Source organism: Streptomyces nogalater (assembly GCF_039532885.1).
In the GTDB taxonomy this organism is placed as follows: Bacteria; Actinomycetota; Actinomycetes; order Streptomycetales; family Streptomycetaceae; genus Streptomyces; species Streptomyces nogalater.
Map to the genome: position 1 here is coordinate 21,469 of NZ_BAAASM010000024.1, position 13,016 is coordinate 34,484.

General features: G+C 69.9%; 11 protein-coding genes and 2 tRNA genes. 4 read left to right on the plus strand and 9 right to left on the minus strand.

Annotation, left to right across the window (positions count from 1 at the left end; genetic code table 11):
* Window positions 1–170 precede the first annotated feature (170 nt).
* Window positions 171–2,795, minus strand: coding sequence for a valine--tRNA ligase (locus tag ABD350_RS17730; RefSeq protein WP_344349112.1), 2,625 nt, complete (start codon window positions 2,793–2,795; stop codon window positions 171–173).
* Between the two features lie 137 nt (window positions 2,796–2,932).
* Here ABD350_RS17730 and ABD350_RS17735 point away from each other — a divergent pair, with 137 nt between their 5' ends.
* Entirely contained in the window at window positions 2,933–3,916 is a 984-nt protein-coding gene (locus ABD350_RS17735) for a hypothetical protein (RefSeq protein ID WP_344349113.1), read from the plus strand.
* A gap of 71 nt (window positions 3,917–3,987) precedes the next feature.
* Here the strand turns inward: ABD350_RS17735 and clpX are convergent, their stop codons facing one another.
* The 5 genes from clpX to ABD350_RS17760 all read right to left on the minus strand — a co-directional run bounded on the left by clpX (window position 3,988) and on the right by ABD350_RS17760 (window position 8,813).
* A complete protein-coding gene (clpX, locus tag ABD350_RS17740; protein ID WP_161297731.1) occupies window positions 3,988–5,274 on the minus strand; it encodes an ATP-dependent Clp protease ATP-binding subunit ClpX in 1,287 nt (428 codons plus the stop codon).
* Between the two features lie 170 nt (window positions 5,275–5,444).
* Window positions 5,445–6,110 carry an ATP-dependent Clp protease proteolytic subunit gene (locus tag ABD350_RS17745; protein WP_030608200.1) on the minus strand — a complete coding sequence of 222 codons (666 nt, stop codon included), beginning with the start codon at window positions 6,108–6,110 and terminating at the stop codon, window positions 5,445–5,447.
* A gap of 67 nt (window positions 6,111–6,177) precedes the next feature.
* Window positions 6,178–6,783: an ATP-dependent Clp protease proteolytic subunit gene (locus tag ABD350_RS17750; protein WP_189996000.1), complete on the minus strand. Its 606-nt coding sequence runs from the start codon at window positions 6,781–6,783 to the stop codon at window positions 6,178–6,180.
* A gap of 404 nt (window positions 6,784–7,187) precedes the next feature.
* Window positions 7,188–8,558, minus strand: a complete 1,371-nt coding sequence (gene tig, locus ABD350_RS17755; protein WP_344349114.1) for a trigger factor — start codon at window positions 8,556–8,558, stop codon at window positions 7,188–7,190.
* Window positions 8,559–8,736: 178 nt separating this feature from the next.
* Window positions 8,737–8,813 (minus strand) — tRNA-Pro (locus tag ABD350_RS17760).
* Window positions 8,814–9,080: 267 nt separating this feature from the next.
* Between ABD350_RS17760 and ABD350_RS17765 the strand changes: the two genes are divergently transcribed.
* Window positions 9,081–9,151: transfer RNA gene (locus ABD350_RS17765), tRNA-Gly, on the plus strand.
* 72 nt (window positions 9,152–9,223) lie between these two features.
* Complete coding sequence (locus ABD350_RS17770) at window positions 9,224–9,481, plus strand: DUF7660 family protein (protein WP_344349115.1); 258 nt, start codon at window positions 9,224–9,226, stop codon at window positions 9,479–9,481.
* A 45-nt stretch (window positions 9,482–9,526) separates the two neighbouring features.
* Here ABD350_RS17770 and ABD350_RS17775 read toward each other — a convergent pair whose 3' ends face one another.
* A complete protein-coding gene (locus ABD350_RS17775; RefSeq protein ID WP_344349116.1) occupies window positions 9,527–9,721 on the minus strand; it encodes a hypothetical protein in 195 nt (64 codons plus the stop codon).
* A gap of 377 nt (window positions 9,722–10,098) precedes the next feature.
* Here ABD350_RS17775 and ABD350_RS17780 point away from each other — a divergent pair, with 377 nt between their 5' ends.
* Entirely contained in the window at window positions 10,099–11,295 is a 1,197-nt protein-coding gene (locus tag ABD350_RS17780) for an acyltransferase family protein (protein ID WP_344349117.1), read from the plus strand.
* A 24-nt stretch (window positions 11,296–11,319) separates the two neighbouring features.
* On the opposite strand, the gene ABD350_RS17785 is transcribed toward ABD350_RS17780, so the two are convergent.
* A complete protein-coding gene (locus ABD350_RS17785) occupies window positions 11,320–11,766 on the minus strand; it encodes an HD domain-containing protein (RefSeq protein ID WP_344349118.1) in 447 nt (148 codons plus the stop codon).
* A 38-nt stretch (window positions 11,767–11,804) separates the two neighbouring features.
* A complete protein-coding gene (locus ABD350_RS17790; RefSeq protein WP_344349120.1) occupies window positions 11,805–12,974 on the minus strand; it encodes a PP2C family protein-serine/threonine phosphatase in 1,170 nt (389 codons plus the stop codon).
* Window positions 12,975–13,016: the final 42 nt, after the last annotated feature.

Here is a 13,016-nt window from a genome sequence, read left to right on the forward strand (position 1 = left end):
ACGGAGACCGGCTGACAAAGGGTGCGGTGGCTTGGCGGCGCCGACCGGGGTGGCTTGCCTCCTCGTCCGACCGCGGCCACGTCGTGGCTTGTCGCGCGGTTCCCCGCGCCCCTGACGGGGCACGCGTAAGCCCCCGGCGCTCACCGGCACCGGGGGCTTGCGTACGGGAGCTACGCCTGCGGCAGCTTCTCCAGCTGCGCGGTGATGCGGGCGATGTCCTCGTCCGCCTTGGCCAGACGGGTGCGGATCTTGTCCACCACGTGGTCCGGGGCCTTGGCCAGGAACGCCTCGTTGCCGAGCTTGGCCGTGGCCTGGGCCCTCTCCTTCTCCGCGGCCGCCAGGTCCTTCGCCAGGCGCTTGCGTTCCGCGGCGACGTCGATCGTGCCGGAGAGGTCGAGCGCGACCTCCGCGCCCGCCACCGGCAGGGTCGCCGTGGCCGTGAAGGAGTCGCCCTCGGGCTGGAGGCGGAGCAGCTGGCGGATGGCCGCCTCGTGCGGGGCGAGGGCCGTGCCGTCGAGGGTCAGGCGGGCCGGGACCCGCTGGCCGGGCTGGAGGCCCTGGTCGGCGCGGAAGCGGCGGACCTCGGTGATGACCGACTGGAGGGTGGAGATCTCCTGCTCGGCCGCCGCGTCCCGGAAGCCGCTGTCGGCCGGCCAGTCGGCGATCACGATCGACTCGCCGCCGGTCAGCGTGGTCCACAGGGTCTCCGTGACGAACGGGACGACCGGGTGGAGCAGCTTGAGGGTGACGTCGAGGACCTCGCCCAGGACCCGCTTGGAGACCTCGGCCGCCTCGCCGCCCGCCTGGAAGACGGTCTTGGACAGCTCCACGTACCAGTCGAAGACCTCGTCCCACGCGAAGTGGAAGAGCGTGTCGGAGAGCTTGGCGAACTGGAAGTCGTCGTAATGGGCGTCGACTTCGGCGACGACCGAGTTCAGGCGGGAGAGGATCCAGCGGTCGGTCGCGGACATCTTCGCCGGGTCCGGCAGCGGGCCCTGGACGGTCGCGCCGTTCATCAGCGCGAAGCGGGTCGCGTTCCAGATCTTGTTGGCGAAGTTGCGGGAGCCCTGGACCCAGTCCTCGCCGATCGGCACGTCCACGCCCGGGTTGGCGCCGCGGGCCAGGGTGAAGCGCAGGGCGTCGGAGCCGTACTTGTCCATCCAGTCCAGCGGGTTGACCGCGTTGCCGAAGGACTTCGACATCTTCTTGCCGAACTGGTCGCGCACCATGCCGTGCAGGGCGATGGTGTGGAACGGCGGGGTGCCGTCCATCGCGTACAGGCCGAACATCATCATCCGGGCGACCCAGAAGAAGAGGATGTCGTAGCCGGTGACCAGGACGGAGTTCGGGTAGAACTTCGCGAGCGACTCGGTCTGCTCGGGCCAGCCGAGGGTGGAGAAGGGCCACAGGCCGGAGGAGAACCAGGTGTCGAGGACGTCGGTGTCCTGGTGCCAGCCCTCGCCCGTGGGCGGCTGCTCGTCGGGGCCGACGCAGACGACCTCGCCGTTCGGGCCGTACCAGACCGGGATGCGGTGGCCCCACCACAGCTGGCGCGAGATGCACCAGTCGTGGAGGTTGTCGACCCAGTCGAAGTACCGCTTCTCCATCTCCTGCGGGTGGATCTTGACCTTGCCGTCGCGGACGGCGTCGCCGGCGGCCTTGGCCAGCGGGCCGACCTTGACCCACCACTGCATCGACAGGCGCGGCTCGATGGTGGTCTTGCAGCGCGAGCAGTGGCCGACAGAGTGGACGTAGGGCCGCTTCTCGGCGACGATCCGGCCCTCGGCGCGCAGCGCGGCGACGATCGCCGAGCGGGCCTCCAGGCGGTCCATGCCCTGGAAGGGGCCGTGGACGGTGATGACGGCGTGCTCGTCCATCACGGTGATGGACGGCAGGTCGTGGCGCTGGCCGATCTCGAAGTCGTTCGGGTCGTGGGCCGGGGTGACCTTGACGGCGCCCGTGCCGAACTCCGGGTCGACGTGCGTGTCGGCGACGACCGGGATGGAGCGGTCGGTGAGCGGAAGCCTGATGAGCTTGCCGACGAGGTGCTTGTAGCGCTCGTCGTCGGGGTGGACGGCGACGGCGGTGTCACCGAGCATCGTCTCGGCGCGGGTGGTGGCGACGACGATGGACTCGTCCCCGTCGCCGTAGCGCATGGAGACCAGTTCGCCGTCGTCGTCCTGGTACTCGACCTCGATGTCCGAGATCGCCGTCAGACAGCGCGGGCACCAGTTGATGATGCGCTCGGCGCGGTAGATCAGCTCGTCGTCGTAGAGCTTCTTGAAGATGGTCTGGACGGCCTGGGAGAGGCCCTCGTCCATGGTGAAGCGTTCGCGGGACCAGGCGACGCCGTCGCCGAGGCGGCGCATCTGGCCGCTGATCTGGCCGCCGGACTCGGCCTTCCACTGCCAGACGCGCTCGACGAAGGCCTCGCGGCCCAGGTCGTGGCGGGACTTGCCCTCCTTGCCGAGCTCGCGCTCGACCACGTTCTGCGTGGCGATGCCGGCGTGGTCCATGCCGGGCTGCCACAGCGTCTCGTAGCCCTGCATGCGCTTGCGGCGGGTGAGCGCGTCGATCAGGGTGTGCTCGAAGGCGTGCCCGAGGTGCAGGCTGCCCGTGACGTTCGGCGGCGGGATGACGACGGTGAACGGCGGCTTGTCGCTCTTCGCGTCCGCCTCGAAGTAACCCCGCTCTACCCAGCGCTCGTACAACGGCCCCTCTACATCGGCCGGCGCGTACTGGGTCGGCAGTTCGGTGTCGGGCGCGGTGGGCTGCTGCTGAGCGTTGTCGGTCACGGGGGCCAGTTTAGAGGTGTCACGGGGCGGTCCCGAAACGCGTTTGTTCTGTAACGGTGCGGCCCCCGGTGCCGTGCGTTTCCCGCCCCTGGGCCAGGATGTCAGGAACACATAAGCTTCTGGAGGGGAACCCAGGAATGAGCAACAACCAGCCGGGCCCGTACGGCCAGCCACCCCAGCAGCCGGGTCCGTACGGCCAGCCGGGGCAGCCTGGGCCGTACGGCCAGCCGGGCCCCTACGGCCAGCCGCCGCAGGCACCCCAGCCCGGCTACGGATACCCCCAGCAGGCCCCTCCGGCACCGCAGCCCGGGTACGGCTACCCCCAGCAGGGCATGCCGCCGCAGGGCGCCCCGCAGGGCATGCCCCCGCAGCCGGGCCCCTACGGCCAGCAGCCGAACCCGTACGGCCAGCAGCCCTACGGCGTGCCGCCGCAGCCGCCGCAGCCGGCCGGCGGGAAGAAGAAGACCGGTCTGATCATCGGCGCGGTGGCCGTGGTGGCCGCGCTGGCGGTGGGCGCGTACTTCGTACTGGGCGGCAGCGGCGGGGGCGGTGTCGCGGACGACGGCCCGCACAAGCTGACGACGCCGGCGACGGTGCTGACGGAGTACAAGAAGAAGGACGGCGACAGCGACACGATGACGAAGCAGGATCTGAAGGACGCCGAGAAGTGGGGCGTGCACGATCCGAAGGACGTCAGCGCGAAGTACGAGGCCGGCAACGACGACAACCCGCTGAGCAAGAAGATGCTCCAGTTCGGCGGTGTGTACGGCACGATCGACGACCCCGAGAAGGCCGTCGACGCGATGTTCGCCTACATGAAGACCAAGGCCCTGGAGGAGAAGGACAGCGAGGTCACCCTGAGCGGCGAGCCGAAGGCGTACACGCCGGCCGGGCTCGACGGCGCGGTCCTCAAGTGCCAGCAGGCCAGCGCCCCCACCGGCGCGGGCAACGGCGGGCCGAAGGACGTGACGATCAGCATCTGCATCTGGGGCGACCACAGCACCCTCGGCCTGGTCATGCCGGTGGACGTCGCCAACCTCGCGGCGGGCCGGAGCAGCGACCCGGCGGCCGACGCGGAACTCGTCGCCAAGTTCCGCGGTGAGGTCCGCGTCAAGCTCTGACGCGATCCGCCACGGCGAAGGGCCCCGGTCGGTCGACCGGGGCCCTTTCTTTTTCCGTGTGTGTCCGGCGGTTACGCCGTCTTCTGCTCCCCCGAGCCCCGCCCGCGCGCGTCGCGCGGGATCAGGGTGGGGTTGACGTTGGAGAGGACCACGTCGGCCGTGATGACCACGCGGGCCACGTCCTTGCGGGACGGGACCTCGTACATCACGCCCTGGAGGACCTCCTCCATGATGGCGCGCAGGCCGCGGGCTCCGGTCTGGCGGAGGATGGCCTGGTCGGCGATGGCCTCCAGCGCCTCGCGCTCGAAGTCCAGCTCCACGCCGTCGAGTTCGAACAGGCGCTGGTACTGCTTGACCAGGGCGTTGCGCGGCTCGACCAGGATCTTCAGCAGCGCCTCGCGGTCCAGGTTGTGCACGGAGGTGATCACGGGCAGACGGCCGATGAACTCGGGGATCATGCCGAACTTGACCAGGTCCTCCGGCATGACGTCCTCGAAGACGTCCTTGGCCTCCAGCTCGCGCTTGGACAGGATCGTGGCGCCGAAGCCGATGCCCTTGGCACCGGCCCGGGACTCGATGATCTTCTCCAGGCCCGCGAAGGCACCGCCCACGATGAACAGCACGTTCGTCGTGTCGATCTGGATGAACTCCTGGTGCGGGTGTTTACGGCCGCCCTGCGGCGGGACCGAGGCCGTCGTCCCCTCCAGGATCTTCAGCAGTGCCTGCTGGACGCCCTCGCCGCTCACGTCCCGGGTGATCGACGGGTTCTCGCTCTTGCGGGCGACCTTGTCGATCTCGTCGATGTAGATGATCCCGGTCTCGGCCTTCTTGACGTCGTAGTCCGCCGCCTGGATCAGCTTCAGCAGGATGTTCTCGACGTCCTCGCCGACGTAGCCCGCCTCGGTCAGCGCCGTGGCGTCGGCGATCGCGAACGGGACGTTCAGCATGCGCGCCAGGGTCTGCGCGAGGAGGGTCTTGCCGGAGCCCGTGGGCCCGAGCAGCAGGATGTTGGACTTCGCCAGTTCGATCGCGTCGTCCCGGCCGCTCGCGCCGCCGTTCTCGCCCGCCTGGACCCGCTTGTAGTGGTTGTACACCGCGACGGAGAGCGCCTTCTTGGCGGCCTCCTGGCCGACCACGTAGCCCTCAAGGAACTCGTAGATCTCGCGGGGCTTGGGCAGTTCCTCCCAGCGCACCTCGCTGGTCTCCGCGAGTTCTTCCTCGATGATCTCGTTACAGAGATCGATGCACTCGTCGCAGATGTACACACCGGGCCCTGCGATGAGCTTCTTGACCTGCTTCTGGCTCTTGCCGCAGAACGAGCACTTGAGCAGATCGCCGCCGTCACCGATGCGTGCCACGGTGTGCTTCCCCTTCGCCTGGGAGACGCCTGGACGTCATGAGTCCAGCGGCTCCTGGTGCTGCCTTATGTCCGACGGTACCTTGCCGGGCCCGGTGTTCGGGCCCCCCTTGGCAGGGTTCACTTTGCCGTGCGCCGCGCCAAGGGGGGCTCGGGGTGCCGCGTGCCGCGTCAGCGGACGGCGGCGTTGTTCAGCTTGCGGGTGGAGATGATCTGGTCGACGAGGCCGTACTCCAGCGCCTCCTCGGCCGTGAGGATCTTGTCGCGCTCGATGTCCTCGCGGACCTTCTCGAGCGGCCGGTTCGAGTGCTTGGCCAGCATGTTCTCCAGCTGCTCGCGCATCCGGGTGAACTCGTTGGCGATGATCTCCAGGTCGGAGAGCTGACCGCGGCCGGTGGAACCGGCCGGCTGGTGGATCAGCACCCGGGAGTTCGGCAGCGCCATGCGCTTGCCGGGCGTGCCGGCGGCCAGCAGGATGGCCGCGGCGGAGGCCGCCTGGCCCATGCAGACCGTCTGGATGTCGGGCTTCACGAACTGCATCGTGTCGTAGATCGCCGTCAGCGCGGTCATGTCGCCGCCGGGGCTGTTGATGTAGATCGAGATGTCCCGGTCGGGGTCCATCGACTCCAGGCACAGCAGCTGCGCCATGACGTCGTTGGCGGAGGCGTCGTCGATCTGGACGCCCAGGAAGATCACGCGCTCCTCGAAGAGCTTCGCGTACGGGTCGTACTCGCGGATGCCCTGGGAGGTGCGCTCGACGAAGCGCGGGATGACATAGCGGCTGTCGGGGCGGGGGCCCTCGTACATGCCGCTGGCGGCGCCGGGGAAGTTGCTCATGGGGTTCACCGTCCTGGTGGCGTTCGGGGGGCTGGTGTCTCGGCGGTGCGTGGCGTGGCCGGGCCGGTCAGGCACCGGTGCCGCCGCCTCCCGGAACACCCGAGGCGTGCGTGATGATCTCGTCAATGAGACCGTACTCCTTGGCCTCTTCCGGGGTGAACCAGCGGTCGCGGTCGCCGTCGCGGATGATCGTCTCGACCGTCTGGCCGGAGTGGAACGCGGTCAGCTCCGACATGCGCTTCTTGGTACGCATCAGGTACTCGGCCTGGATCTTGATGTCCGAGACCGTACCGCCGAGGCCGGCGGAGCCCTGGTGCATCATGATGTCCGCGTGCGGCAGGGCGAAGCGCTTGCCGGCGGCGCCGCCGGTGAGCAGGAACTGGCCCATCGAGGCCGCCATGCCCATCGCGATGGTGACCACGTCGTTCGGGATGTACTGCATGGTGTCGTAGATCGCCATGCCGGCCGTCACCGAGCCGCCGGGGCTGTTGATGTAGAGGTAGATGTCCTTGTCCGGATCGGCGGCAAGGAGCAGCAGCTGCGCCGTGATCTTGTTGGCGATGTCGTCGTCAACCTGCTGGCCGAGGAAGATGATCCGCTCGTTGAGCAGCCGGTTGTAGACCTGGTCGCCGAGGCCACCACCGATGGAAGGCTCGCCGGCGGCGGAGGGCATCAGATTCGTCACGTATCCACCTGCTCGTCTTACGACGGCGCCGGGCCGTCTCACGTCGTCCTGCCGGAGGCTTGGCGGGGGGTTTCAGGAGACTCCCCTGCCCCCGTATTCATGGACCCTAACGCTCAGGCTCCTTCGGGGAATCCCGGAGATGGGAGTGTTCGCCGGGGGCGTAGCGCGGGGAGCTCGGCCGGACGCCGGGTGCGGTGCGCGGGGGCGGTGCGGTGGCCGTCGGGTGCGGTGCGCCGGGGCGGTGCGGTGACCTTCGGGCCGCGGGCGTGCCGTGGCCCGCCGCGCGGTTCCCCGTACCTCCCGGTCCGGCCGCGGCCCCGGGTTACGCGAACGGGCCCCGGGGGCAGTCCCCAGGGCCCGCTGTACGCGCCTTACCGGCGCCGCAGGGCTGCTCAGCCCTCGGCGTTCTCCTCGGAGGCCTCGGGCGCCTTGGCGGCCTCGGTCTCCTCCTCCTCGTCGTCCAGGTTGACGATCTCGCCGTTGGTGTCCTTCACCGTGGCGGCCTCGACCACGACGGCCAGGGCCTTGCCGCGGGCGACCTCGCCGACCAGGAGCGGCACCTGGCCACCCTCGACGACGGCCTGGGCGAACTGGTCGGGGGACATGCCGGAGGAGGCGGCACGCCGCATGAGGTGCTCGGTGAGCTCCTCCTGGTTGACGTTGAGCTGCTCCTTCTTGACCAGCTCGTCCAGGACGAACTGGGTCTTGATGCCCTTGACCGCCGCCTCGCGGGTCTCGGTCTCGAACTCCTCGGCGGTCTTGCCCTGGATCTCCAGGTACTTGTCGAGGGTGAGGCCCATCTGGGCGAGCTGGTGGTGCTCCAGGTTGTGCTTGCGGGTGTTGACCTCGTCCTCGAGCAGCTTCTCGGGGACGGGGACCTCCACCAGCTCCAGCAGCTTCTCCAGGACGCGCTCCTGGGCCTGCGTGGCCTGGTCGAACTGCTTCATGTTGGCGAGGCGCTTGCGGCTGTCGGCCTTCAGCTCCTCCAGGGTGTCGAACTCCGAGGCGAGCTGCGCGAAGTCGTCGTCCAGCTCGGGCAGTTCGCGCTTGGCGACCTGGGTGACCTTGACGGTGACCTCGGCCTCCTTGCCGGCGGCCGAGCCGCCCTTCAGCTCGGAGGTGAAGGTGGCCTCGCCACCGGCCTCCAGGCCCTTGACGGCCTCGTCGATGCCCTCCAGCAGCTCACCGGAGCCGATGGTGTAGGACACGCCGTTGGCGATGCCGTCCTCCAGGACCTCGCCGTCGACCTTGGCCTCCAGGTCGATCGTGACGACGTCGCCCTCCTCGGCCGCGCGCTCGACCGGGGTGGTGGAGGCGAAGCGCTCACGGAGCTGCTCGACCGACTTCTCGACGTCCTCGTCGGTGACCTCGACGGCGTCGACCTCGACCTCGATACCGGAGTAGTCCGGGATCTCCAGGGCCGGGCGGATGTCGACCTCGGCGGTGAAGTTCAGCGTCTCGCCGTCCTTCAGCTCCGTGATGTCGACCTCGGGCTGGCCCAGCGGGCTGAGCTCGGCCTCGTTGACCGCCTCGGTGTAGAACTTCGGCAGCGCGTCGTTGACGGCCTCCTCCAGCACCGCACCGCGGCCGAACCGCTGGTCGATCACGCGGGCCGGGATCTTGCCCTTGCGGAAGCCCTTCACCGTGACCTGCTGGTTGATCTTCTTGTACGCCGCGTCGAGGCTGTCCTTGAGCTCCTCGAAGGGCACCTCGACAGTGAGCCGAACCCGGGTCGGGTTCAGGGTCTCCACGGCGCTCTTCACGGTTCGGTCTCCTTGTGGCTGACTTCTTGGTTTCTGCCGGAGCCAGACAGGTCCGGCGGATTCGCCGCCCGGACGAGTACGTAGGCCGTGAGGGCCAGGACACACGGGCGCGCAGCTTGCATAGTAACCGCAGCCGGTCAGCGCCCCAAAAGGCGATCTTCACGATGTCGTGTGCCGGTGGTCGGGGTGGCGGGATTTGAACCCACGGCCTTCCGCTCCCAAAGCGGACGCGCTACCAAGCTGCGCCACACCCCGTCTGGTGTGCGACACGTAGGGTACATGCCCCGGCCGATCCCGTCGGCCGGATTACCGAGGACACACGCGGGACGACGGGCGGGGGCCGCGAGGGTGCCACCGCTCGGCACCGGCCCGCCCTCCGGGGCCGCACGCCCTCGCCGCCGGTGCGTGCACGGCGGCGTCGGCATCGTCACAGCCGTCATGCCCGAAGTCGTTGGCCTCGGCGGCGGACGACCCGCTACGATGCACTCCAGTGCCGCGGTCACCGACCGCCGGCGCGGTGTTGCGGGCGTAGCTCAATGGTAGAGCCCTAGTCTTCCAAACTAGCTACGCGGGTTCGATTCCCGTCGCCCGCTCTGCACGGCCCGGGGCCGGGCGGAGGATCGTTCTCCGCCCGGCCCCGGGCCGTTTCTCGTAAGCTCGCCGCCATGACGAGCCCCCTGACGCCGGACGAACGCATCGCCGACCGCGAGGCCTTCGTCGCCTTCCTGGCGCGTCTTCGCGCGGACTACGAGGCCGACGGCCCGCAGTGGGAGAACCCGACACTGGACAGGTTCCTGGAAGCCCTCGAAGCCTGGGTCAAGGGGTCCGCGGCCTGGTACCGCAACGTCGGGGACGAACTGCCCGCCGGCGGCGACTGGACGTTCTTCGCCCGCGCCCTGACCGCCGCCCGCATCTACGAGTAGCCCGCCCCGCCCGCCCCCGTGCCCGCCCCTCGCACGCCTGGACGGTCAGAATCTGATCGAGTTGATGGAGTTCGCTATCGAGTCCAGGAAGCGGCTGATCGACGGGGCCATGCCGGTCGAGGCGAGGAAGAAGCCGAAGAGGATCGCGACGATGGCGGGGCCGGCCTTGAGGTTCCCCCCTCGGATCAGGACCACCAGGATCACCGCCAACAGCAGCACCACGGACAGTGAAATGGCCACAACTGATCACACCCTCGGTCGGTCCGCTCTCCCGGCCCGGAGGTACGGCCCGCGCACCCCCGCCGAGGACATCGTGCCACCAACCCGGCCCGCGTATGCGGCCGATGACGAATCGTCGGGCACCGCCGCCCGCCCCGGGCGATCCACCGCACATTAATTCGATCAAGCACCCACGCGCGGCTCGCCACGGAATTACCCGACTTCGTTTCCGTCTCCACACATCCCGCGCCCAGGTAATTCAAATCGGGGGCACAGAGGCGATGTATGCCCTCTTTAGTCGGGATGAATCGGGACATTGCGCGGATATTCGCGGACGATAACCAGGAATGATTGCGGGGGTTTTACGAAATCCGGCTGACGCGGTTAGGGTGCCTGGGATGTCTGACGCCGCCTCGCCTCCCGGCCAGAACCGCAGCCCGCTCCCCCTGGCGCAGCCGCCGGCGAACGCAGTGCCCGCCCCGCGCCCCCCGGCGGACGCGCGGGCGCGGCAGTCGGCGCCGGACAGACCCGGACGGCAGCGGGACGCGTTCTTCGACAATGCCAAGTACCTGGCCATCGTGCTGGTCGCGACGGGTCACGCGTGGGAGCCGTTGAAAGACGGCAACCGCATCCTGGAGAGCGTGTACACCGTCGTGTACACCTTCCATATGCCGGCGTTCATCATCGTCTCCGGCTTCTTCTCCCGTCATTTCGACATGCGCCCGGACCGGCTGAAGCGGCTGATCACCGGGGTCGCCGTACCGTACGTCGTGTTCGAGACGGCGTATACGGTCTTCAGGAATCTGATCAACGGCTCGCACGCGGAGATCAGCCTTCTCGACCCCTGGTATCTGACCTGGTTCCTGGTCGCGCTGTTCGTCTGGCGGCTGACCACTCCCCTGTGGCGGCTGGTGCGTCATCCGCTCTGGGTGGCCATCGGCATCGCGATGCTGGTGTCCGTCAGCCCGGACATCGGCGACGACCTCGACCTGCGGCGCGTCCTGCAGTTCCTGCCGTACTTCGTGCTGGGCCTGTGCCTGCGGCCCGAGCACTTCGCGCTGGTGCGCCACCGCCGGGCGCGGATCGCCGCGGTGCCGGTGTTCGCGGCGGCGACGGCGGTCGGCTGGTGGGCGGTGCCGCGCATGAACACCGGGTGGTTCGCCCACAGCGAGTCGGCGCAGGAGCTGGGCGCCCCCTGGTGGTGCGGCCCGGTGATGACGCTCGCGATGATGGGCTGCTCGCTGCTGCTGACGGCCTGCTTCTTCGCGTGGGTGCCGGGCCGGACGAGGTGGTTCACCCCGCTCGGCGCGGGCACCCTCTACGGCTATCTGCTGCACGGCTTCCTGATGAAGTACGCCGACTACCGCGGCTGGTTCGAGCATCCCTGGCTGCACCGGCCGCCCGGCGTGATCCTGGTGACCGTGCTCGCCGCGGCCGCCGTCACGGTGCTGTGCACCGGGCCGGTGCGGCGGGTCTTCCGCTGCGCGGTGGAGCCCCGGATGGAATGGGCGTTCCGGCAGGACGCGGCCGAGCTGGCCCGCGGCCGGAACCGGCCACGGGAGCGGCCGCGAGAGCGGGAGCGGGTCGGTGTCTAGCCGGCCGGGCTCGCGGCGCGGCCGTCACGGGTGCAGGCCGAGAAGCGCGCGCATCCGGTCGTACTTCGCGGTCAGCCGGGTCCGGACCGGCTCGGCGAGGACGGCGAGGCGGCGCGGGTCGGTGTTGTGCGCGAGGTCGGCCTCCTTCACCAGCAGCGCGCCCGGGGTGGCGAGGATCCGGGCGGCGTACGCCTCCTGGGGCTCCCCCGGCCCTCGGGTGAGGGCCCGCACGATGGCCTTGGTCCGCGCGGTGAGGCAGGCCGACTCCAGCCACTTCTCGCTCAGCGCGGCGTCCTCCACGGCGTCGTGCAGCCAGGCCGCCGCGATCTGGTCCGGGTCGCCGCCCCGGGCGCGCACGCCTGCGGCCACGGCCGCCAGGTGCTCGGCGTACGGCCGTCCGGCCTTGTCGGTCCGGCCGTCGTGGGCGGCGCGGGCGAGGGTCTCGACCTCGGCGAGGGTGAGAGGGGGCATATCCCCAGTGTCCCCCGCGGTGCGACGGGCGTCTCGGCTCAGCGGGTCGTGGGCGTCTCGCGGCAGATCAGCAGCAGGGCCCGGTCGTCGTTGACGTCCTTGGCGACCGCTTCGATGAGATGCCAGGCGGCGCCGTGGAAGCCGCCGGGCACATAGCGGTCGGCCTCGCCGGTGAGGCGGTCGATGCCCTCCACGATGTCCCGCTCGGCGGTCTCCACCAGACCGTCTGTGAACAGCATCAACACGTCCCCGGGCCGTAGTGAGCCCTTCACGGGGTCGAACTGGGCGCCGTCGTACACACCGAGCAGCGGGCCCTCGGCCGCCTTCTCCTCCCAGCGTCCGCTGCCCGCGCTCAGCTGGAGCCCCGGCGGATGACCCGCGGAGTACAGCTCGTAGTCCCCGGAGTCGAGGTCCAGCACCAGGTGGATGGAGGTGGCGAAGCCCTCCTCCCAGTCCTGGCGCAGCAGATAGCCGTTGGCGGCCGGAAGGAAGGCGTGCGGGGGCAGCGAGCCGAGGAGACCGCCGAAGGCGCCGGACAGCAGCAGGGCCCGCGAACCGGCGTCCATGCCCTTGCCGGACACGTCGGTGAGGACGACCTCCAGCGTCCGGCCGCCGTTGGTACGGGCCGCGACGACGAAGTCACCGGAGAAGGACTGCCCGCCCGCCGGCCGCAGCGCCATCTCGTGGTGCCAGCCCTTGGGCAGCTTCGGCAGCTTGCTCTGCACCCGGATCCGCTCGCGCAGGTCGAACAGCATGGTGCCGCCGCGCCGCCAGGGCACGCCGACCCGGCTGCGGAACTGCGCGGTCAGCAGCCCGAAGAAGCCGCACGCGGCGACCACCAGGACCACGCCGGGGGTGACCCGGGAGGGGCCCTCGGTGTACGGGCCGAGCCATACCGACTCCACGATCAGCGCGGTGGCCGCCGCCGCGTACAGCCCGAGCAGGCTCGCCGGGCGCAGCAGCAGACCGCCGGCGACGATGGGCAGCACGAGCGTCGCCGGGGACCACCACACCGAGTCGAACAGGGTCATGGCCGCGAGGAGCGGGACGGCCAGCAGCAGCCCGGCGAAGGCGATCCAGTCGGAGCCGTCGCCGCGGAAGTAGTCCACGGCGCTTTTGCGCAGGCCGACCCGGGCCCGGTGCCACCGCTTCTTGCACCGGGCCGTGAACGTGTCGGCCTTCGCGCGCCGCTGTCGTCCTGCTGCCATCAGTTCGGGACCCTATCCAGCGGACCGGCCGCTTGGCACGGG

Excerpts from the sequence above, each read along its gene's own strand:
- ABD350_RS17735 (WP_344349113.1), top strand. The coding sequence starts at position 2,933 with ATGAGCAACAACCAGCCGGGCCCGTACGGCCAGCCACCCCAGCAGCCG.
- ABD350_RS17745 (WP_030608200.1), bottom strand. The coding sequence starts at position 6,110 with ATGAGCAACTTCCCCGGCGCCGCCAGCGGCATGTACGAGGGCCCCCGC.
- ABD350_RS17750 (WP_189996000.1), bottom strand. The coding sequence starts at position 6,783 with ATGCCCTCCGCCGCCGGCGAGCCTTCCATCGGTGGTGGCCTCGGCGAC.
- ABD350_RS17770 (WP_344349115.1), top strand. The coding sequence starts at position 9,224 with ATGACGAGCCCCCTGACGCCGGACGAACGCATCGCCGACCGCGAGGCC.
- ABD350_RS17780 (WP_344349117.1), top strand. The coding sequence starts at position 10,099 with ATGTCTGACGCCGCCTCGCCTCCCGGCCAGAACCGCAGCCCGCTCCCC.
- ABD350_RS17785 (WP_344349118.1), bottom strand. The coding sequence starts at position 11,766 with ATGCCCCCTCTCACCCTCGCCGAGGTCGAGACCCTCGCCCGCGCCGCC.
- ABD350_RS17790 (WP_344349120.1), bottom strand. The coding sequence starts at position 12,974 with ATGGCAGCAGGACGACAGCGGCGCGCGAAGGCCGACACGTTCACGGCC.